The 20,185-nt window shown below is 55.4% G+C and carries 17 protein-coding genes; 10 read left to right on the forward strand and 7 right to left on the reverse strand.

Annotation, left to right across the window (positions count from 1 at the left end):
• Positions 1–42: 42 nt before the first annotated feature.
• The gene (locus tag AAIE03_RS07695) at positions 43–759 is read right to left on the reverse strand and encodes an ABC transporter permease (RefSeq protein ID WP_013025847.1); all 717 of its coding nucleotides are present in this window, start codon (positions 757–759) and stop codon (positions 43–45) included.
• Positions 760–1,136: 377 nt separating this feature from the next.
• Between AAIE03_RS07695 and AAIE03_RS07700 the strand changes: the two genes are divergently transcribed.
• Positions 1,137–2,600 (forward strand): MDR family MFS transporter, encoded by a 1,464-nt coding sequence (locus AAIE03_RS07700; protein ID WP_072138789.1) that lies wholly within the window; start codon positions 1,137–1,139, stop codon positions 2,598–2,600.
• Positions 2,601–2,685: 85 nt separating this feature from the next.
• Here the strand turns inward: AAIE03_RS07700 and AAIE03_RS07705 are convergent, their stop codons facing one another.
• Both AAIE03_RS07705 and AAIE03_RS07710 read right to left on the reverse strand, forming a co-directional pair.
• Complete coding sequence (locus AAIE03_RS07705; protein WP_022622813.1) at positions 2,686–2,982, reverse strand: DUF1161 domain-containing protein; 297 nt, start codon at positions 2,980–2,982, stop codon at positions 2,686–2,688.
• Between the two features lie 45 nt (positions 2,983–3,027).
• Positions 3,028–3,351 carry a DUF1283 family protein gene (locus AAIE03_RS07710; protein WP_013025844.1) on the reverse strand — a complete coding sequence of 108 codons (324 nt, stop codon included), beginning with the start codon at positions 3,349–3,351 and terminating at the stop codon, positions 3,028–3,030.
• Between the two features lie 132 nt (positions 3,352–3,483).
• Between AAIE03_RS07710 and AAIE03_RS07715 the strand changes: the two genes are divergently transcribed.
• Complete coding sequence (locus AAIE03_RS07715) at positions 3,484–3,810, forward strand: YnfA family protein (RefSeq protein ID WP_210456251.1); 327 nt, start codon at positions 3,484–3,486, stop codon at positions 3,808–3,810.
• 28 nt (positions 3,811–3,838) lie between these two features.
• On the opposite strand, the gene ydfG is transcribed toward AAIE03_RS07715, so the two are convergent.
• Positions 3,839–4,585 (reverse strand): bifunctional NADP-dependent 3-hydroxy acid dehydrogenase/3-hydroxypropionate dehydrogenase YdfG, encoded by a 747-nt coding sequence (gene ydfG, locus AAIE03_RS07720; protein WP_014605789.1) that lies wholly within the window; start codon positions 4,583–4,585, stop codon positions 3,839–3,841.
• 372 nt (positions 4,586–4,957) lie between these two features.
• Here ydfG and guaD point away from each other — a divergent pair, with 372 nt between their 5' ends.
• Genes guaD through dcp form a run of 5 tightly spaced genes read left to right on the forward strand, consistent with a single transcriptional unit; the run spans position 4,958 to position 12,944 of the window.
• Positions 4,958–6,286: a guanine deaminase gene (gene guaD, locus AAIE03_RS07725; RefSeq protein WP_072138079.1), complete on the forward strand. Its 1,329-nt coding sequence runs from the start codon at positions 4,958–4,960 to the stop codon at positions 6,284–6,286.
• Entirely contained in the window at positions 6,283–7,722 is a 1,440-nt protein-coding gene (gene xdhA, locus AAIE03_RS07730; RefSeq protein WP_498562914.1) for a xanthine dehydrogenase small subunit, read from the forward strand. Before guaD ends, xdhA begins: the two co-directional genes overlap by 4 nt.
• On the forward strand, positions 7,712–10,078 hold the full coding sequence (gene xdhB, locus AAIE03_RS07735) for a xanthine dehydrogenase molybdopterin binding subunit (protein WP_014605792.1): 2,367 nt from the start codon (positions 7,712–7,714) through the stop codon (positions 10,076–10,078). The genes xdhA and xdhB overlap by 11 nt, the downstream gene beginning before the upstream one ends.
• The gene (xdhC, locus tag AAIE03_RS07740; RefSeq protein WP_498562915.1) at positions 10,065–10,853 is read left to right on the forward strand and encodes a xanthine dehydrogenase accessory protein XdhC; all 789 of its coding nucleotides are present in this window, start codon (positions 10,065–10,067) and stop codon (positions 10,851–10,853) included. The genes xdhB and xdhC overlap by 14 nt, the downstream gene beginning before the upstream one ends.
• A gap of 48 nt (positions 10,854–10,901) precedes the next feature.
• Positions 10,902–12,944: a peptidyl-dipeptidase Dcp gene (gene dcp / locus AAIE03_RS07745; protein ID WP_498562916.1), complete on the forward strand. Its 2,043-nt coding sequence runs from the start codon at positions 10,902–10,904 to the stop codon at positions 12,942–12,944.
• Positions 12,945–12,974: 30 nt separating this feature from the next.
• Here dcp and hpxO read toward each other — a convergent pair whose 3' ends face one another.
• Positions 12,975–14,132 (reverse strand): FAD-dependent urate hydroxylase HpxO, encoded by a 1,158-nt coding sequence (gene hpxO, locus AAIE03_RS07750; RefSeq protein WP_013025837.1) that lies wholly within the window; start codon positions 14,130–14,132, stop codon positions 12,975–12,977.
• Positions 14,133–14,391: 259 nt separating this feature from the next.
• Between hpxO and AAIE03_RS07755 the strand changes: the two genes are divergently transcribed.
• Entirely contained in the window at positions 14,392–15,573 is a 1,182-nt protein-coding gene (locus AAIE03_RS07755; protein ID WP_128392083.1) for a glycosyltransferase, read from the forward strand.
• Between the two features lie 532 nt (positions 15,574–16,105).
• Positions 16,106–17,248, forward strand: a complete 1,143-nt coding sequence (gene ampC, locus AAIE03_RS07760; RefSeq protein WP_423241587.1) for a class C beta-lactamase — start codon at positions 16,106–16,108, stop codon at positions 17,246–17,248.
• 58 nt (positions 17,249–17,306) lie between these two features.
• On the opposite strand, the gene AAIE03_RS07765 is transcribed toward ampC, so the two are convergent.
• Entirely contained in the window at positions 17,307–18,200 is an 894-nt protein-coding gene (locus AAIE03_RS07765; protein WP_014593760.1) for an SDR family oxidoreductase, read from the reverse strand.
• Between the two features lie 610 nt (positions 18,201–18,810).
• Between AAIE03_RS07765 and AAIE03_RS07770 the strand changes: the two genes are divergently transcribed.
• Positions 18,811–19,560 carry a helix-turn-helix transcriptional regulator gene (locus tag AAIE03_RS07770; protein WP_013025833.1) on the forward strand — a complete coding sequence of 250 codons (750 nt, stop codon included), beginning with the start codon at positions 18,811–18,813 and terminating at the stop codon, positions 19,558–19,560.
• Here the strand turns inward: AAIE03_RS07770 and AAIE03_RS07775 are convergent.
• Complete coding sequence (locus AAIE03_RS07775; RefSeq protein ID WP_498562917.1) at positions 19,532–20,164, reverse strand: acyl-homoserine-lactone synthase; 633 nt, start codon at positions 20,162–20,164, stop codon at positions 19,532–19,534. The genes AAIE03_RS07770 and AAIE03_RS07775 overlap by 29 nt on opposite strands.
• Positions 20,165–20,185 lie beyond the last annotated feature (21 nt).

Below are 20,185 nucleotides of genomic sequence, written 5' to 3' on the forward strand. Positions count from 1 at the left end.
GAGCTCTTAATCCAGCGCGTTAGCATTACAAACCCCTTATCGTTATGCCGCAGCGTGCGGACTAAGGTAGCGCCCTAATGACGCCAGTAGCATATCCAGCACCAGTGCAACCAGCGCCGTAGCAACGGCACCCAGGATAAGCACAGGGAAGTCATTAAGATAAATGCCGGGGAAAATCAGTTCGCCGAAGCTGCTGGCGCCAATCAGGAAGGCGAGTGGGGCGGTGCCCACGTTAATGGCGGTGGCAATGCGCACGCCCGCAAGAATAACCGGCAGGGCGTTAGGAATCTCAACCTGACGTAAGCGCTGCCATTTGGTCATACCGATGCCGTTCGCGGCTTCGATCAACGAAGGCGGTACGGCGCTGAGTCCGGAGTAGGTGTTACGGACGACAGGCAACAGTGATGCCAGAAACAGCGCGACCAGGGCGGGCTTATCACCAATGCCAATGACAACCATCGCCAGCGCCAGAACGGCAAGAGGAGGCAGCGTATTGCCGACGTTAAAGATTTGCATGACATATTCCGCCCAGCGCCGGGCAAAAGGGCGGCTGAGTAGAATACCGCTGGGTATACCGACCAGCAGGGCGAACAGCATCGACCAAAACACCAGAAACAGGTGCTGCTGTCCGAGGTAAATCAGATCGTCTTTGCGGGCGACCAGCGTATCCCAGCCAAGCCCCCATACCAGCGCACCTGCCACTGCGACCACAGCCAGCAGTGCCAGACCGGCACGCCTGGCCAGTGAAGCGTTATGCATACGGTTTCTCCCTGTTTACGGATCTGTTGTTATAGCTACCTAAACCAGCATGACAAAAGTGGCTATCGTCAGCGCCCCTTCCAAAACCATGCCGGTCGCTAAATGCGGCAAACCGCAGTGAATTTCTGCGTAATTTCACCAAGTGCGGAAAATAGCGCTTTATTTCTATAGCAGCGGTAAGCGGAGCGCGCCAGCTTTTATCGGAAAAATCAGGAAGATAGCATGAGCCAAAAAACGCCTCAGCCCTTACAGCAACAGGTTTCAGAGTGAAACGACCTGAAAAGGCCTTTTTTAAGTGACAGTGTCACAATTTGGATTGAATCGGTTCCTGTCTGGTGAAATATGCGCTAGCCTTAGGGAACAAAAAAGGGAGCATCATGACCAACAGCACCTCCGCACCACGCCGTCGCCACTGGATTCTCTTTGCCTGTATGCTTGCCATGTTTATGGCTGCGATTGAAGTCACGATTGTGGCGACCGCAATGCCCACCATTGTGGCCGATCTCGGCGGTTTTTCGCAGTTTGGCTGGGTTTTCTCTGTCTATCTCCTTACCCAGGCGGTGAGCGTGCCGCTCTATGGCAGGCTGGCGGACCTGTGGGGCCGCAAAAAAATGCTGTTTCTGGGCATCGCAATCTTCCTTACCGGGTCGGTGCTCTGCGGTTTCGCCCACACGATGCTCTGGCTGATTGTCTTCCGGGCATTTCAGGGGCTGGGGGCGGGCGCGATCATGCCGCTGAGCTCCACCATCGTGGCAGACATCTATTCCCCCCGGGAACGCGCCAGCGTGCAGGGCTGGTTGTCCAGCGTCTGGGGCGTTGCGGCGATTGTCGGTCCGCTGTCCGGTGCCTGGCTGGTCCAGCACTTTAGCTGGTCCGTCATCTTCTGGGTCAACGTACCGATCGGCATCGTCAGCATGCTGATGCTGGCAGCCTTGCTGCCTGCCTATACGCAGACACAACCCTCCCAGTCTTTGAATCTGACCGGGAGCGGCTGGCTCACGCTGTGTATCAGCGCCGTTCTGATTGCGCTGCTGCAGGCTGAACAGCTTGGCTACTGGCTGCTGCTGTTCTTAGCCATTGGCCTGGTGGCTGGCTGGCAGTTAACCCGTCATGAGCAGCGCACCCGCTCGCCGCTGTTCCCGCTCAGCCTGTGGAAAAGCCCACTGATTATCGCGGGCAATCTCGGCAACTTCATCATTGGTGCAACCATGATGGGCGTCAGCGCTTTTCTGCCGACCTGGATTCAGGGCGTGACCGGCGGTTCGCCGCTTCAGGCCGGGACTGCGCTGGCCATGATGTCTGTCGGCTGGCCGCTGGCCAGTACGCTAAGTGGCCGTCTGATGCTGTTGACCTCCTACCGTTTTACCGCGCAGTTGGGCGCACTGTTATTAATCGGCGGCAGCGCCTTGCTACTGCTGTTGCACACAGAAAGCACGCTGTTCCAGGCGGGATTGACCGCCTTTGTCATCGGAACCGGCATGGGAATGACCAGCACGACATTTCTGGTATCTGTCCAGAATCATGCCGACTTTAACGTGCAAGGCATTTGTACAGCGTCGGTCATGTTTAGCCGTATGATTGGATCGGCGCTGGGGACAGCGGTGATGGGCGCGGTGCTTAACCTGAACCTGCAATGGCGGTTGCCCCATGCGCAGGATCCGGTTCAGCAAATCATGTCGCAGGAAACGCGCGACCGCCTGGCACCGGACGTGCTTCAGCCTATGCTGCAGGCAATAGCCGCATCGCTACATTGGGTCTTTATTGTGGCACTGGTCATTGCGTTCCTCACCCTGTGGGTAGCGTGGAAGATGCCGCGCCAGCAGCCGCAACAAACGGAATAGTGCGCTGAAACCTCAGGCGTGATGGGCAGAGAAGGGCCAGCAAAAGACAGGAAAAGACAGGGCGACATCATCGTCGCCCTGAACATTATTGTGTAGAGGAGTCTTGCGAGCTGCCTGCGCTGTCGGGTACGGAGGTGCCCTCATCACGGCCCAGCTTTTTATAAACAATTTTCTGTGTGTCGTTATCACAATGGCCGACGACCTGACCGCCAGCCTGATCAACCTGATCGTTGGCGACCACATCCAGGCTAAAGCCTGATTCGGGCACGCCGTTTTGAATGATTTTCTGGCTGATATCCGCTTTTACAGATTCGCAGGATGCCTGAGCCAGCAGGGGGAAGGCTAAAAACGTCGCTGTCAGTAATGCACTCTTGATCTTCATAACCCTTTCCTTTTGTCATGCGTCAGTCATTACTATAGCCGAAATTTACGGCAATACCGGGCGGCCCGTGCGGCGGTCTAAGCAGCGCAGCGTATTGGGTTCCCAATAGGCATTCAGATTAGCGCTCTGTTCACATTTGTCGCGTGTGTCGAATGCGCGATCGGCTTTATCGAATTCTTTCTCAACCCGGCTGTTCACTTTGTTGCGCAGCATGTGCGTATCATTCCACTGCTCTTTACTCTGACGTGCCGCTTCGTTGCTCAATGCGCTGCTGCCGTTTTCAATAATCACGTGTTCGGTGTTCGCACTGACACGCATCGCGGTGGCAGAAAGCAGGGCCACCATCAGAACCGGAACCAATTTTTTCATCGTAATATCCTTCGGTTAACACTGTTTTACTCTTGGGTAAAACTATTGCATCAAATGAGAATAGTATACCATTGCCGATTACTTGCTCACCAGCTGTGTGCATGTTGTTTACCTGTCAGAGAGATTATTGTGCTGCTAAAAACCACGCTGCTGTTTTTTATCACCGCGCTGGCGGAAATCATCGGCTGTTTTCTGCCGTGGCTGTGGCTAAAGAAGGGGGCGTCCATGTGGCTGTTGTTGCCTGCCGCGTTGAGTCTCGGGTTATTTGTCTGGTTGCTGACCTTACATCCTACGGCCAGCGGCCGGGTTTACGCGGCGTACGGCGGCGTCTATGTGCTGACGGCCATGCTTTGGCTGCGCGTGGTCGAAGGTGTCAAGCTGAGCGCATGGGACTGGAGTGGTGCGCTGATTGCGCTGAGCGGCATGCTGATTATCGTAGCGGGATGGGGCAAAGCCTAAAAGCCAGCCTTTGCGGCTGGCTTATCGGTCAGGGTTTATGCACTTTCAGCCCTGCCAGCGTCTGGCTGACGGGCATCATCTCAAGCGTATTGATGTTGACGTGCTTCGGCAGCGTGGCCACCCAGTAAACGGCTTCGGTAACGTCTTCAGGCGTCAGGGCCGTGGCGCCCTCGTAGACCTGTTCGGCCTTGCCATCGTCCCCTTTAAAGCGCACGTTAGAAAACTCCGTACCGCCGACCAGGCCCGGCTCAATATCGGTCACACGCAGGGCCGTACCGTGTAAATCGGTGCGTAAGTTAAGGCTGAACTGGCGGACAAAGGCTTTGGTGGCGCCATAAACGTTGCCCCCAGCATAAGGCCAGCTGCCGGCAATCGAACCAATGTTGATAATGTGACCGACGTTACGCTCTACCATGGCAGGCAAAACCGCGCGCGTCATATAGACCAGCCCTTTGGTATTGGTGTCGATCATATTTTCCCAGTCGTTCACATCTGCCCGGTGCGCGGGTTCAATGCCCAACGCCAGACCGGCGTTATTCACCAGGACATCAATATTGCGCCACTCGGCAGGCAGCTGTGTGATGGCCTCTTCAATCGATGCCCGGTTACGCACATCTAACTGTACGGTATACAGATTCTCACCCAGCTCCGTTTTCAGCGCCTTCAGGCGTTCAGCACGACGTCCACTGGCAATCACCTTGTGACCTGTTTCGATGAATCGGCGGGTAATGCTTTGGCCAAAACCGGCTGTGGCTCCCGTAACAAAAATAATCATCTCACTTTTCCCTCTTCCAGTTTCGTGATGTCTCCTCACCTTATCACGGCATTTTAGCCTGTGTCCGCTGAATTCCGCGGGGAGGCGCTTTTGCGCGCTTTTAGCGCACGCTGCCCCGAAATCGTGCAGAGAACGGGGCAGCAAAGTAACGTGGCAGGGGGCATTTTTACTGGCAACCGATTGCGTTAGATGAGCAACCGATTGCGTGGCGATTTTATCGGCGAAATTGTTGCGCAACAGGATTATTGACATAAGTTACTGATAATAAAGTAATTTATCAGGCGACAATCTGGCATGCGTCTTGCAAAGTGTTTAAAGAGAGTACGAGATGAACAGGGCGACAACATCAGGCGCCCGGTAAGAGGAAACGATATGTCTACATGCCAGGACACGGCGATTCGTGCCAGTTTTTTTGATTTTGCCGCGGTGGCGAACGAGCCTGAGGCTATTCTGTCTCAGGCGCGTTATATCGAAGATGGTCTGCTCATTCTGCGTGAGGGCCGCGTAGTCGGTTTGCACCCCTGGTGTGATGTCAGCAGCAGTCAGGCAGCAGAGCGCGTTATCGATCTGCGCGGTAAGCTGATCCTGCCGGGTTTTGTCGACTGCCACATTCATTACCCGCAAACAGAAATGATCGGCGCCTATGGTGAGCAGCTTCTCGAATGGCTGAATCAGTATACGTTTCCGGTTGAGAGGCAGTACCGCTGTGCCGAGCATGCCGCGCAAATGTCAGCGTTTTTTCTCCATCAGCTACTGGCTAACGGCACCACCAGTGCGTTGGTTTTTGGCACGGTGCATCCGCAGTCGGTAGAGGCGCTTTTTAGCGCGGCCGAAGTGCTTGAGATGCGCATCATCGCCGGTAAAGTCATGATGGATCGCAATGCGCCTGATTACCTCACCGAAACGCCGGAGGAAAGCTATCAACATTCCCGCGATCTGATTGAGCGCTGGCACGGCCGCGGCCGACTGAGCTATGCCCTGACGCCGCGTTTTGCGCCCACCTCGTCACCCGACCTGTTAAAGAAAGTGCAGGCGCTGCGCACGGCTTACCCGGATGTCTGGCTCCACACGCACCTCAGCGAAAACCCACAGGAAGTTGCCTGGGTCAACGCGCTGTTTCCCGAACGCAATGGCTATCTGGACGTTTACCACCACTATCAGCTGACCGGCCGGCGAAGCGTCTTTGCACACTGCCTGCATCTGGAAAATCATGAATGGCAGTGTCTGCACGATACGGATTCCGCCATTGCCTTTTGCCCGACCTCAAACCTGTTTTTGGGAAGCGGCCTGTTTAATATCAAGCGCAGCTGGCAGCAGGGCATCAAAGTGGGCATCGGCACCGATGTTGGCGCCGGAACCACCTTTAATATGCTGCAAACGCTGGGCGAGGCTTACAAGGTCGGCCAGCTGCAGCAATACAGGCTGAGTGCTGCAGAAGCCTTTTACCATGCCACGCTGGGCGGGGCCCGTGCGCTGGATCTTGACCAGCACATCGGTAATTTTGCACCAGGTAAAGAAGCTGACTTTGTCGTGCTGGATCCCGCCGTATCGGCGCTGCAAAAGCTGCGTATGGGGAACTGCAAGGATATCTGGGAAAAACTGTTCGTCTTGATGACGCTGGGTGATGACAGAAACATCGTAGAGACGTGGGTTAACGGCCGACCGGTCTGGCAATCCACCACAAAGGAGAATGCCGCATGATTCAGTTTCTGCTTAACGACCAGCTCGTCACAGAAGAACGTATCGATCCCAATCTGACGGTACTCTCTTATCTGCGCACGCATCAGCGTCGCTGTGGCACCAAGGAGGGCTGTGCGTCCGGCGACTGCGGTGCCTGTAGCGTCACGCTGGGGAGCGTGGTGGACGGCAGGTTGCACTATCAGACCGTTAACAGCTGCCTGATGCTGGTCAGTGGATTACAGGGCAGGCAGCTCATCACCGTCGAAGATTTACGTGAGGGGAAAACCCTGCATCCGGCTCAGCAGGCGATGGTGGACTGTCATGGCTCGCAGTGTGGCTTCTGCACGCCGGGCTTTGTGATGTCATTGTTCAGTTTGCAAAAAAATCACAGCGACTGGGACCGGCAGCAGGCAGAGCATGCGCTGGCCGGCAACCTGTGTCGCTGCACCGGTTATCGTTCCATTATGGCGGCGGCCGAACAGTTGGTGACGCAGGCACAGCCGGACAGCTTTGATCGGTGTGAGCAGGGCGTGGTTGAGCGCCTGCGCGCGCTGGAGAATCAGGAGGTCCGGGTAATTCAGGACAAAGGCCGTCACTGTTACCTTCCCACCACCGTCGCGCAGCTCGCTGCACTCTGTGTCGCGCACCCCGATGCCGCGTTACTGGCGGGCGGCACGGACCTGAGCCTGCTGATTACCCAACGCTACCAGGGCATTCCAGTGATGATTGCGCTGGGGCAGGTGGATGCACTGAAACACTGTTATGAGGACGACGCATCCTATCACTTAGGTGCCGCCGCCTCGCTCGACCAGATCGCAGCGTTTATGGCGACGCGCATTCCGGGAGTAACGGAGATGCTGACGCGTTTTGCCTCGCTGCAAATTCGCCAGCTTGGCACACTGGGCGGTAACCTTGCTAATGCTTCCCCGATTGGCGATGCATCGCCAACGCTGCTGGCATTAAACGCCTCTCTGCTGCTGCAGAAGGGCGACACGCAACGCACTTTGCCACTCAGCGCGTTTTTTACCGGCTACCGGCAGACCGTGCTGCAACCCGGTGAGTTTATCCATACCATCATTATTCCAAAAGTGACGGTGTCACCTGATTTTGTTGCCTGGAAGGTCTCGAAACGGCTGGATGACGACATTTCAGCCGTGTTTGCCGCTTTTAATATCCAAACCGATAACGGCATTGTGACAGCGGCACACATTGCCTTTGGCGGGATGGCGGCAACGCCGGTGCGCGCCACAGGCTGTGAGCAGGCCATGATTGGATCGGCCTTAACCGCACAAACGATAGCCACGGCCTGTCAGGCGCTGGAAGAGACCTTTGAGCCGCTCAGCGACTTTCGCGCCAGCGCCGGCTATCGCCTGCAGGTGGCGTGCAACCTGCTGCGCCGTTACTTTTACCGTCTCAACGGATTGTCCCTGACTGAGGTAAGCCGCTATGTCCCATAATCGTCCGGCTCTGCCCGATTCAGCATTACCCATTGCTCATGCGCGCGACATCAGCAGCGGCGTGGGGCGCAGCAATAAGCATGAAAGCGCCGATAAACACGTGTCCGGCGAGGCGATATATATCGATGACAAAGCGGAGCAGCCCGGTCTGCTGCATCTCTGTCCTCGCCTGAGCGATCATGCCCATGCCCGTATCACTCACGTTGATGTCCAGCCGTGCTACGACGTTCCCGGCGTCGTCCGCGTCCTCACCTGGCAGGACGTGCCCGGCGTCAACGATGTCGGCCCGCTGCAGCCCGGCGACCCGCTGCTGGCTCAGGACTGCGTCGAATATGTTGGGCAAATTATTATTGCCGTGCTCGCCGACTCGCCGGATGCGGCCCGACAGGGCGCGATGGCGGCGGTGATCGAGTATGAGGTATTGCCCGCGCTGCTGGATGTAGAACAGGCACTGCTGCAGGGCAGTTTTGTGCAGGAGCCCCATATCCACCAGCGCGGCGACGTCGAGGCGGCGCTGGCCCGTGCGCCGCACCGCATACAGGGCGCGTTTCATATTGGCGGGCAGGAACACTTCTATCTGGAAACCCAAACGGCCATGGTGATCCCGGGTGAGGACGACGCGCTGCAGGTGTTCTGCTCCACGCAAAACCCCACGGAGGTCCAAAAGCTGGTGGCAGAGGTCATGGGCATCAGCATGAACAAGGTCACGATTGATATGCGCCGAATGGGTGGCGGTTTTGGCGGTAAAGAAACCCAGGCGGCGGGCGTGGCCTGCCTGTGCGCCGTCGCGGCAGGCCTGACCGGCCGGGCGGTTAAAATGCGCCTGGCCCGACGCGATGACATGCGGATAACCGGCAAGCGACATCCTTTTTACGTGCGCTATGATGTGGGCGTTGAAGACGATGGCCGATTGTGTGGGGTAAAAATCGATCTTGCCGGTAACTGCGGCTACTCGCTCGATCTGAGCGGATCGATAGTGGATCGGGCCATGTTTCATGCCGATAACGCCTACTATCTCGGTGATGCGCGCATCACCGGTTACCGCTGTCGCACCAATACCGCGTCAAATACTGCTTTTCGCGGCTTTGGCGGGCCGCAGGGCATGGTGGCGATTGAGCAGATTATGGATCATATCGCCCGCGAGCGCGGTCTGGATCCGCTTACGCTGCGAAAACGCAACTACTACGGCAAGAACGAACGCAATATCACCCATTACCATCAGCAGGTGAAAGACAACCTGCTGGATGAGATTACGGCGCAACTGCAAACCAGCAGTGACTATGATGCGCGCCGCGCGGCGATCGCAGCCTTCAATGCCAGCAGTCCCGTACTGAAACGTGGACTGGCGCTGACGCCGGTTAAATTTGGCATTTCATTTACCTCCAGCTTCCTCAATCAGGCCGGAGCGCTGATTCTGATCTACACCGACGGCACGGTGCAGCTCAACCACGGCGGAACGGAAATGGGCCAGGGGCTTAACACCAAGGTGGCGCAGATTGTGGCGCAGGTGCTGCAAATCGAGGTCGATCGTATTCAGATCACCGCCACCGATACCGGGAAAGTCCCTAACACTTCGCCCACGGCGGCGTCCAGTGGCACAGATCTCAACGGCAAAGCGGCACAAAATGCCGCCGAGATATTACGTGAGCGCATGACAACCATGCTGTGTACGCTGCACGGATGCGGGCCAGAGGCGGTGATGTTCAGTAACGGTATCGTTCGGGCTGCCGAGCACTATTACACCTTCGCCCAGGTCGCGCAGCTTGCCTGGCTGAATCAGGTACCGCTATCGGCGACGGGCTATTATCGCGTCCCCGGCATCCATTACGACCGTCAGGCCGGTCGCGGCGAACCTTTTTACTACTTCGCCTATGGCGCGGCCTGTTGTGAAGTCATTGTGGACACGCTGACGGGCGAATACCGGCTGCTGCGGGCGGATATTCTGCACGACGTGGGCGCGTCGCTGAATCCGGCCATCGATATTGGCCAGGTAGAGGGCGGCTTTGTCCAGGGGCTGGGCTGGCTGACCTGTGAGGAACTGGTCTGGAATGACAAGGGCCAGTTGATGACCGACGGCCCCGCCAGCTACAAAATCCCGGCGATTGCTGACGTACCGGCCGATATGCGGGTTACGCTGGTGGAAAACCGCAAAAATCCGCAGGACACGGTGTTTCATTCCAAAGCCGTGGGTGAACCGCCGTTTATGCTGGGGATAGCCGCCTGGTGTGCGTTACAGGATGCGGTAGCCAGCGTCGCCGATTATCGTCTGCATCCCGCGCTGGACGCGCCCGCTACGCCGGAGCGAGTATTCTGGGGCGTCCAGCGCATGGCGGGAGGCACCCATGATTTATCATGACTGGATAGCAATTTTGCACGACCTGCGCCAGAAGCGGCAACACTGCGTGCTGGTCACCGTGTTGCGCGATCGGGGTTCAGTCCCGCGTGACGGCGGCGCGAAGATGGTGGTGACGGCCAACGAAAGTTTTCTGACCATCGGTGGCGGCCATCTTGAGTTTCAGTGCATTGCGCAGGCGCGCGCGCTGTTGGAAAGTGGAGAGCGTCGTCCTCATACCGAAGACTACAGCCTGGGCGCCCGGTTAGGCCAGTGCTGCGGCGGGATGACCACCATTCTGTTTGAACCGTTGATGCAGGCGCAGCCGGAAATCCTGGTTTTTGGCGCGGGCCACGTCGGGCAGGCTCTGGTCAGCCTGCTGGCTACGTTACCCTGTCACGTTAACTGGATTGACGGTCGGGACAATCAGTTTGCTTCTGTGCCACCCGGCGTCAGCGTGCAACAGCCCGACGATCCCCTGGACTGCGTGGCCGCGGCGGCGGCGGGGAGCTATTATATTGTGATGACGCACCATCATCCGCTGGATCTTGCGCTATGTGAGGCTATTCTGCGGCGCGGTGATTTCCGCTACGTGGGCGTGATCGGTTCGCAAACGAAAAGTCAGCGTTTTCGCTACCGGCTGGAAGGCAAAGGCATTGCCGAAGACCGGCTGGCGCGGTTACGCTGCCCCATGGGCCTGCCCGATTTAAAAGGGAAACTGCCTGCCGAAATCGCCGTTGCGATTGCCGGGGAAATCATTGCGGTGTATCAGCAACAACGCGGTCAGGTTGTTCTGTAAGAGGCAACCTGCCACTATGAGACTCTGTGTTGTTCACCAGGAGCGCCTATGAACGCCCGTCAAAATCCTTTTTTTAACGTCAGCAGCTTGCCTTATCACACGCCACCTTTTGATCAGATTCAGGAAACCGACTTTCTGCCCGCGCTTCAGGCCGGAATGAAAGAAAAGCGCCAGGAAGTCCTGGCCATCGCCACCAATCCGGAAGCGGCAACCTTTTTGAATACCTGCGAGGCCCTGGAAAAAAGCGGTCAACTGTTGACCCGTGTGAGCCTGGTGTTCAATGCCATGACCTCCGCCCACACCAGCCCCTATTTACAGCAGGTTGACGAGGATATTGCGCCACAGCTCACCGCGCTTAACGACGAAATAATGTTGAACCGGCCGCTGTTTTCACGCATTGACCAGGTCTATTTGCAGCGCAACTCGCTTGATGCTGAATCGAAACGCCTGGTCGAGGTGCTGTGGCAGCGCTTTCAACTGGCGGGTGCCAACCTGCCGGAAACACAGAAGCAGCAGTTAAAGGCGCTGAATCAGGAGGCTGCACGACTGAGTACGCAGTTTACTAATAAGCTGCTTGCTGCAACCAAGGCGGGCGGTTTAGTGGTCAATGACGTGCAGCAGTTAGCGGGGCTGAGCCCGTCCGATCTGGCCGTTGCTCAAGCGGCGGCGGCGGCACGAGGCCTGGAGAATGCCTGGCTGCTGGTGCTGCAAAACACCACGCAGCAGCCTGCGCTGCAGTCTCTGGAAGATCGCCCGACGCGCCAGGCGCTGTTCCACGCTGCTATGACGCGCAGTGAGAAAAATGATGACAACGACACGCGAGCGTTAGTGCTGCGCCTGGCACAGGTGCGGGCAGAGCAGGCGAAGCTATTAGGGTTTGCCAGCTTTGCCGCCTGGCAGCTACAGGATCAGATGGCGAAAACCCCCGATGCCGCCTTTGCGTTTATGCGCAATATCGTTCCTGCGGCCCGTGCGCGGGCCGAGCGGGAAGCTGCGGCCATTCAGCAAACCATCGACAGCCAGCAGGGGAATTTTACCCTTGGCGCGTGGGACTGGAACTTTTACGCGGAGCAGGTTCGGCGGGCGCAGTACGATCTCGATGAAAGCCAGATTAAACCCTATTTCGAACTGAACAGCGTGCTGGAAAAGGGCGTATTCTGGGCCGCGACTCAACTTTATGGCATCCAGTTTACCCAACGTCACGACCTGCCGGTTTATCACCCCGATGTCCAGGTGTACGAAATCTTTGATACCGACGGCAGCGGAATGGCGCTGTTCTATACCGATTTTTTCAAGCGCGACAGCAAAGGCGGCGGCGCATGGATGAGCAACTTTGTTAACCAGTCCACGCTGCTCGACGAGAAACCGGTGATTTACAACGTCTGTAATTACACCAAACCCGCCAACGGCGAGCCTGCACTGCTGAGCTGGGATGACGTAATTACGCTGTTCCATGAGTTTGGCCATACGTTGCATGGCTTGTTTGCCAGCCAGCGCTATCCCAGCCTCTCCGGCACGGAAACGCCACGTGATTTTGTTGAGTTTCCATCGCAGATCAACGAGCACTGGGCCAGTGAGCCACAGGTGTTTCGTCATTTCGCCCGTCATTATCAGACCGGGGAGGCCATGCCAGCGGCCCTGCATGAAAAAATCATCAGAGCAGGCAAGTTCAATAAAGGTTATGAGATGACCGAGCTGCTGGCGGCCGCGTTACTGGATCTCCACTGGCATAGCCTGGAGGGGAAAACCCCGGTGCAGTCGGTCGACGCGTTCGAACAGCAGGCTTTACGCAGCGATGATATTGATCTGGCCGCCGTACCACCGCGCTACCGTTCCAGCTATTTTCAGCATATCTGGGGCGGGGGGTATTCTGCCGGCTATTATGCCTATATCTGGACCCAGATGTTGGCAGACGATGGCTACCAGTGGTTTGTCGAACACGGCGGATTAACCCGGGAAAATGGCGACATCTTTCGGCAAAAAATCCTGTCGCGTGGCAACAGCAGCGATCTTAAAGCGTTGTATGAGTCCTGGCGCGGCGGGGCGCCTCAACTGGAGCCGATGCTAAAAAATCGCGGCTTAGCCGAATAAGCGAAAGGGCGGTGATACCGCCCTTTTTGACTATCCCAGCGGTCCGCCTTCAATGGTTTCGCACAGTCCCGCCAGCACCCGTTCACCCGTTTCCGTTTTCAGCGACTGATACCATGCCGATGTCAGATGGGGATCTTTAGCATGCGTGATGTCGCAGCGTTTACGCGCTTTCAACACCAGATCCTTAACGCGTTCAACGCGGCGCATCTGGTAACGTAACAGCGCATCCTCAATGCCAAGCGAATGTGCAGACAATGCAGAGGCCAGTACAATCCCGTCTTCCATTGCCGCGCAACCGCCCTGACCAATATCCGGCGTGGTGCTGTGTGCTGCGTCGCCCAGTAAGACCACCCGGCCTTTTACAAAGCGGTGAAAAGGCTCGATGTCGTGAATCTCCACGCGGTTAGTGGTTTCCACATCAATTGCCGCGATGAGCTTCTGAACCGGTTCAGACCAGCCGCTGAAGTAGTGCTGCAAATCGTGCCGCATCGTTGATCGATCCTGCTCCAGCCCGGCGGGTAGCGGCACATCGAAAAAGAAGTAGAAGCGGTTGCCGCTGACCGGCATGAGAGAGACGCGTTTACCCTCGCCTACAAAGGTGGTCCATTGATCGGCAGGCGCGATGGACTCATCAACGCTGACCAGGCCGTTCCAGTTCACATAGCCTGCGTAGCGGCGGGGCAGTTTTTCCCCCAGTACGTAATCACGAATAACCGAATGCGTTCCATCGGCCGCAACCAGAAAGTCACCCTGGGCCTGACTGTTATCTTCGAAGGTCGCGATCACGCCGCTGGCATATTGCTCCACCTGCACGATACGCTTGCCAAAATTCACCCGATGGCGGCCGTAAGCATCCAGCAGCATGGCCTGAAGCTCGGCGCGGGCAATGGGATAGGGAAACTCGCCCACCTGCTGCACCAGGGGGGAAAGGCTGAAACGGGTGAGGGTTTCACCCGAAAAGGCCTCTTTATAGGCCATATAGGCCATGTTGCCGCCCAGGGCGCGCACTTTTTCTTTCAGTCCCAATGCATTAAGGCATTTCACCCCGTTAGGCCAGACGGAAATGGCCGCACCAACGGGACGTATCGTTTTGACCGCCTCAAAAACCTCAGTGTCGAAACCTGCCTGTTCCAGAGCCAGCGCGGCGGTCATGCCACCCATCCCGCCACCAATGACGATCGCTTTCATATGTTATCTCCTGTGCACATATCAGTTATTTGCAACTTTTGTACCAGAAGCGCGACGCGCGGAGTGCGCGTCTGAATGGGGGCATGAAGGGTGAAAATGGCGCAGATGCACGGTCGCTGTGCAACAGGCTGCACCTGTCGGGTGCAGAGAAATCTGTAAACCACAGTAATCACATGTTTTTAAGATGTTACCTATGATCTGTTTCATATTCAGCGTGATATAGATCACGTTCGCACTCACCACGACTTCGGAACCCTTCATGAAAATCGGCATAAGTAATAATCACTATCCGGAGCAGCGCAATATTTTGGTCAATCCGGGAAACGACTACATTAACCTGAAAAAACGTAACGTTTTCTATTTCCTCAATCCGCTGCGTACGCGTTTACTGAAAAAAAATAAACGTTTCGTCTTCTTACCTGTCCCGTTTGCAATGGGGCAGAAGCCCGACATTCTCCATCTGTTCAATGAAGTGGCAATAACGCAAATGAACTGGGTCGCGACGTTTGAAACCGAGCTGCCGCGCGTTCTGCCGGTAGCAGGCGTGGCCAAACACGACAACCCAGAGCTGAAACAGCTGATCCCTTATTTGCTCAAAGATAACTGTTTCGGTCTGATTGCTATTTCAGAGGCGACGCTGCACATCCAGATGAAGCTGTTTAAACCGGATGTGGCGGCAAAAATTCGGGCTAAAACGCTGGTGATGCATCCGCCACAAACGCTGTTTACCCCGCAGAAAAGCGCACGTCACAGCGACAAAATCCGTCTGGTCTTTGTCGGCAATGAGTTTTATCGCAAGGGCGGGGCCGAAATTGTGCTGGCGCTGAGTGAGCTTGTCGAAGCGGGTCAGATCGATGCATCCCAGCTTGACGTGCAGCTTATCGGCGATTTGACTAAGCGTCATAACGTGGCACACCGTAAATTCCAGGACGACGAGGCTTTTTACCGAAATATCCAGGATCGTATCTCCCGCCTGAGCTTCGTCACCCATCATGCGCAGATGGCAAACTCGGCACTCCTGAAACTGTTCCAGAACAGTGACCTCGGTTTGTTACCGACCTGGCAGGAAACCTACGGGTTTTCCGTGCTGGAGATGCAGGCGAGCGGCTGTCCGGTGTTAACCAGTAATGTGCGTGCTCTGCCGGAAATCAACCCGGCCAGTGCAGGCTGGACGATCGGCGGCGAGCTGAATGACGATCGTGAATATCAGGTCAACAGCGAAGCCGATAAAGATCGCCTGCGCCGGGCGCTGATCGACGGCATAAAATCGACCCTGCTGGACATTCTGGCACACCCGGCCTGCCTGATGGAAAAGGGAGAAGGGTCAATTTTACGCATTAAACAGCAGCATGACCCGCGTCAGTACGGCGTCCGACTTAACGATATTTATCGTCGCGGCGTTGTGGAATGTGTTGAACATCCGCCCGCGCTCTCAATTTAACAAGATTTATCAGACGTTACGCGTCAGAGTTACCATACTTAACTGACGCGTATCTCTGGAGATCGGTTATGAAATGTCTTTTTGCTTTGCTGCTGACCTGCCTGATGGCCAGCAGCGCACTGGCACAACCCGCACACAGCTTTCCGGCGCGCGCGCCGCTTCCTCAACTGATGCCCATCGCCGCAAAATGTGATCTCTCCAGCTGTCAGACTCGCTGTTATGTTGAGCAATCTCATTGTAATACGCGTAATTCCGGTGCCTGTAGTACCCAGGCGCAGCTTTGCGTGCAATCATGCGCTGCTCAGTGTCATTGACGGCTCCCCGCCCTGAGCGAGGATTCCCACTTCACCGAGCCGAACCTAAGCCGCGTTAAGCGATTTGGAATTTACAGGCTCTCCGTGAGCCAACACTGTCTGCCCGGCAGCTTTTCTATTACGGGCCGCGTTAATGTCGCGATCATGGTCGCGCGCTTATATCTCCGCCCGATTGGGCGAAGTCTTACGCGCAAACTGATGAACTGTCACCTGAATGAGTGCTGATGAAAATATATTTTACTGCATTACTCGTCGCCCTTAGCGCCAGCAGCAGCGCGACGGATTTATCCTCACAGGAGATTGCCTCGCGGGTTAAGGACGTGATTACGCCATTAATGGCGGAGCAGGGGATTCCTGGCATGTCCGTCGCGGTCCTGTATAAAGGCCGCCCGCAGTACCTGAACTTTGGCGTAGCGGATACCGCAACCGATCGACGTGTGACGGAAAATACGCTGTTCGAACTTGGTTCCGTCAGCAAAACCTTTACCGGCGTACTGGCTGGCGTGATGATACGTAACAGCGAACTTCGCCTGAACGATCCGGTACAAAAGTACTGGCCCGCGCTAAAAGGCCCGCAGTGGCAGGCGATCAGGATGGTGCACCTCGCCACCTACAGCGCAGGTGGCATGCCGTTACAGCTTCCTGCCAGCGTGGTCGATCAGGATTCCTTACTCCGTTACGCGCAGCAGTGGCAGCCCGGTGTCGCGCCGGGCATTCAGCGGCAATATTCCAATGTCAGTCTCGGTCTGCTGGGTTATCTCATGGTAAAGGGCGAGTTTGAAGAAGCCATGCAGAAGAACGTCTTTACACCGTTGCGGCTCACGCGCACTTTTTATACCGTTCCGGCGTCCATGATGTTCGACTATGCGTGGGGTTATAAAGACGGCCAGCCCGTGCGCGTCTCTCCCGGAATGCTGTCGGCAGAAACCTATGGAGTGAAGTCCACCGCGCGCGACATGATGACCTTTATGCAGGCCAATGCGAATCCCAACGGGTTATCGTCCGGCAATACGGTTTTACGCAACGGCATACTCACCGCACAGTCGCACTATTTAACGGCAGGTCAACTTTCTCAGGGGCTGGGATGGGAAATCTATCCATGGCAGGTGAAGGAGCAAACGCTCATCGACGCCAGCGACACGAAAACCGCGCTGGAGGCTCAGCCTGCCACGCTGGTGAACCCGGTAAAAGCCGCGGACCGCGCCAGCTGGATCCACAAAACCGGCTCCACAAACGGGTTTGGGGCCTACATTGCCTTTGTCCCTCAGCTCAACAGCGGCATCGTTATGCTGGCGAATAAAAACTATCCCAATCCGGAACGCATTAAGGCGGCCGTGGCGATTCTCGACGCGTTACAGTAATGCCGAAAAGCAGGCAAAAAAATGGCCGCGCAGTGCGGCCATGGCGTATTAAAAACGCTTACAAGGTTCCGGTTCCCCCGTCAGAGCACCATACCTGCCCGGAGGCAAAGCTGCACTCGTCCGACGCAAGGGTGACGTAGAGTGGGGCGATCTCTACGGGTTGGCCGGGGCGTCCCAGCGGCGCGTCTGCGCCAAACTGTTCCACTTTCTCCTGCGGCTGGCCGCCGCTCGGCTGCAGTGGCGTCCAGTACGGACCCGGTGCGACCGCGTTCACGCGAATCCCTTCCGGGCCGAGCTGTTTAGCCAGCGCTTTGGTAAAGGCGACGTTGCAGGCTTTAGTCTGCGCGTAGTCCAGCAGGATATCGCTGGGTTTAAAGGCCTGCACGGAAGAGGTGTTAATGATACAGGCCCCGCGCGGCAAATACGCCAGCGCGGCTTTCGTTACCCAGAATGGCGCATAGACATTGGTTTTAAAGGTGGCATCGAAATCTTCTGTGCTCAGCGTACGGATGGATTCATTAAACTGCTGACGTCCGGCGTTATTGACAAGAATATCCAGCCCGCCCAGCTTCTCGGCCGCTTCGTTAACCAGCGTCTGGCAAAAGGTTTCAGAACGCAGATCGCCGGGGATGGCCACAGCTTTGCGTCCTTCGGCTTCAATCAGTTTAATCACTTCAACCGCATCGGACTCTTCTTCCGGCAGATAGTTAATGGCCACATCTGCACCTTCACGCGCATAGGCGATTGCAACCGCACGGCCAATACCCGAGTCGCCGCCGGTGATCAGCGCTTTACGGCCGGTAAGGCGACCATGTCCACGATAGCTTTTTTCACCATGATCGGGAGCAGGATCCATCTCACTGGCTAATCCGGGTGCCTGCTGCGGCTGCTGCCTGAACGGCGGCTTCGGAAAGCGATCCGGGTCTTGAATGTGGTTATTTGACGTCGTCATAGTGAACTCCTTGAACAGGGTGGTCAGAGAGTTTAAGCCTGGCACAGATGTGATATTTGTCACATTCAAATGCTTATTTAATCCGTACTGGCAGATGAAAACAGGCTTTATGACGAGGGTTTGCCGACGATATTGCAGATAAGCGCAGCGGAAGTAGCAGAATATGTTGATTTTTCCTTAAGGGGGAGCGCCATCAGGCCAAAAAGAGCGCATCCTCTTTCCTGGCGACACGCACAGGTGAAGGCTAACGCATTGAATAAAAGGCGCTTATGGCATGAAAGAAGAGGGGAGATCATTGCATATGATAAAGGAGGACAATCAGGTGTGGGAAAGCGAAGGTAAATGTTTGTACAAATGTTTCTGGGATGTTACTCTGAGTGTCCCGGCCAGCATCACTTTATATTTTGTGAAGTCTGGCCGGAAAGTTTTTCCCTGGTGTTGGCTGTTTCAGCGACCTGGCCTTGCAGGTCAGGTTTTTTTTTACCGCTAAACAACTGAACCCATTGTAACCTCTGGCTGAATCATTGTAAGTTATTCTTAAGTATTATCTTACCTGTACTAAAGTGCAGGTTATGTCATCGTTAAGTAAAAGAAGCAGCATGGAGCCTGAATGTTTTCTTTTTTTCTTGAAAATCAAACAATAACGGATACGCTTCAGACTTACATACAGAGAAAGTTATCTTCGTTTGGCAGTCCTGAGTACGCTTACACTGTTGTGAGCAAAAAAAATCCTTCAAATGTTCTGATTATTTCCAGTTATCCTGACGAATGGGTTAGGTTATACCGCGCCAATAATTTTCAGTTAACCGATCCGGTTATCCTTACCGCCTTTAAACGCACCTCACCCTTTGCCTGGGACGAGAACATCACTTTGATGTCCGATCTCCGGTTTACTAAAATTTTCTCATTATCGAAGCAATACAACATCGTTAATGGCTTTACCTACGTGCTCCACGACCATATGAACAACCTGGCGTTGCTATCGGTCATCATTAAAGGCAACGACCAGGCCGCACTGGAACAGCGTCTTGCCTCAGAGCAGGGCACGATGCAGATGTTGCTGATCGATTTTAATGAGCAGATGTATCGACTGGCTGGCGCAGAAGCGGAAAGAGCACCGACGGTGAATCAAAACGCCGATAAAACCATCTTTTCTTCGCGTGAGAATGAAGTGTTGTACTGGGCGAGTATGGGGAAAACCTACTCTGAGATTGCCGCCATTACCGGTATTTCTGTCAGCACTGTAAAATTTCACATCAAAAATGTGGTGGTTAAACTGGGCGTCAGTAACGCCCGACAGGCTATCAGACTGGGTGTTGAGTTAGATCTTATCAGACCGGCAGCGTCAGCGGCCAGGTAGTTACGGCGACGGGCGCGCAGCCCGTACGTGCGACAATATCCCCACCCAACTGCTGTTTATCGGCTTCCCCGGCTGGCAGCGTCAGCAGATAAATACGCTCTTTTTCCGTCAGAAAAGCTTCTTTGACCACGCTGATTTGCCATCCGGACCGTTTCAGTATTTTCAGCATTGCCCGGCTGACTATTGTGTAGATATGCGTATAAGCATTATTCTGCGCCCAGTTAACCATGGCTAAAAACAGTACCTGGCTGACAGGATAGTGCTCACCCAGCAGTTCGCGCGCGCGGGCTTTATCAACAAAAAAACGGCTGGACTCGGTGCCGTAAGTGGGCAGGGGAACGTCGTCAAAACAGTGACGAAAGGTGTGGGTAATCATATTGGGGCGATCCAGGCAGGTAAAGCGGACACTGCACACTAACTGCCCTTCGCAGATACCCAGAATATAACGCGTCCCTGGGCCATCAAACTCATCCGACTCCATGCCCTGACTGCACACGACTTCCCATCCCAGGCGGTCGCTAAAAGTTTTTTTTCTGAGCTTATAAAGTTCTTCTGAACGTGTGGTTTGCAGCTCTTCATAACTGACGTCAAACAGTTCAAGCATTCCATTTCCTCTAAAAGTTAC

The organism is Pantoea sp. Ae19-2 (assembly GCF_059801205.1).

Coding starts and splice junctions, on each gene's coding strand:
- dcp (WP_498562916.1), top strand. CDS start 10,902: ATGAACGCCCGTCAAAATCCTTTTTTTAACGTCAGCAGCTTGCCTTAT.
- AAIE03_RS07775 (WP_498562917.1), bottom strand. CDS start 20,164: ATGCTTGAACTGTTTGACGTCAGTTATGAAGAGCTGCAAACCACACGT.
- xdhA (WP_498562914.1), top strand. CDS start 6,283: ATGATTCAGTTTCTGCTTAACGACCAGCTCGTCACAGAAGAACGTATC.
- hpxO (WP_013025837.1), bottom strand. CDS start 14,132: ATGAAAGCGATCGTCATTGGTGGCGGGATGGGTGGCATGACCGCCGCG.
- xdhB (WP_014605792.1), top strand. CDS start 7,712: ATGTCCCATAATCGTCCGGCTCTGCCCGATTCAGCATTACCCATTGCT.
- AAIE03_RS07765 (WP_014593760.1), bottom strand. CDS start 18,200: ATGACGACGTCAAATAACCACATTCAAGACCCGGATCGCTTTCCGAAG.
- AAIE03_RS07700 (WP_072138789.1), top strand. CDS start 1,137: ATGACCAACAGCACCTCCGCACCACGCCGTCGCCACTGGATTCTCTTT.
- AAIE03_RS07695 (WP_013025847.1), bottom strand. CDS start 759: ATGCATAACGCTTCACTGGCCAGGCGTGCCGGTCTGGCACTGCTGGCT.
- ydfG (WP_014605789.1), bottom strand. CDS start 4,585: ATGATTATTTTTGTTACGGGAGCCACAGCCGGTTTTGGCCAAAGCATT.
- AAIE03_RS07755 (WP_128392083.1), top strand. CDS start 14,392: ATGAAAATCGGCATAAGTAATAATCACTATCCGGAGCAGCGCAATATT.
- xdhC (WP_498562915.1), top strand. CDS start 10,065: ATGATTTATCATGACTGGATAGCAATTTTGCACGACCTGCGCCAGAAG.
- AAIE03_RS07710 (WP_013025844.1), bottom strand. CDS start 3,351: ATGAAAAAATTGGTTCCGGTTCTGATGGTGGCCCTGCTTTCTGCCACC.
- AAIE03_RS07705 (WP_022622813.1), bottom strand. CDS start 2,982: ATGAAGATCAAGAGTGCATTACTGACAGCGACGTTTTTAGCCTTCCCC.
- guaD (WP_072138079.1), top strand. CDS start 4,958: ATGTCTACATGCCAGGACACGGCGATTCGTGCCAGTTTTTTTGATTTT.
- AAIE03_RS07770 (WP_013025833.1), top strand. CDS start 18,811: ATGTTTTCTTTTTTTCTTGAAAATCAAACAATAACGGATACGCTTCAG.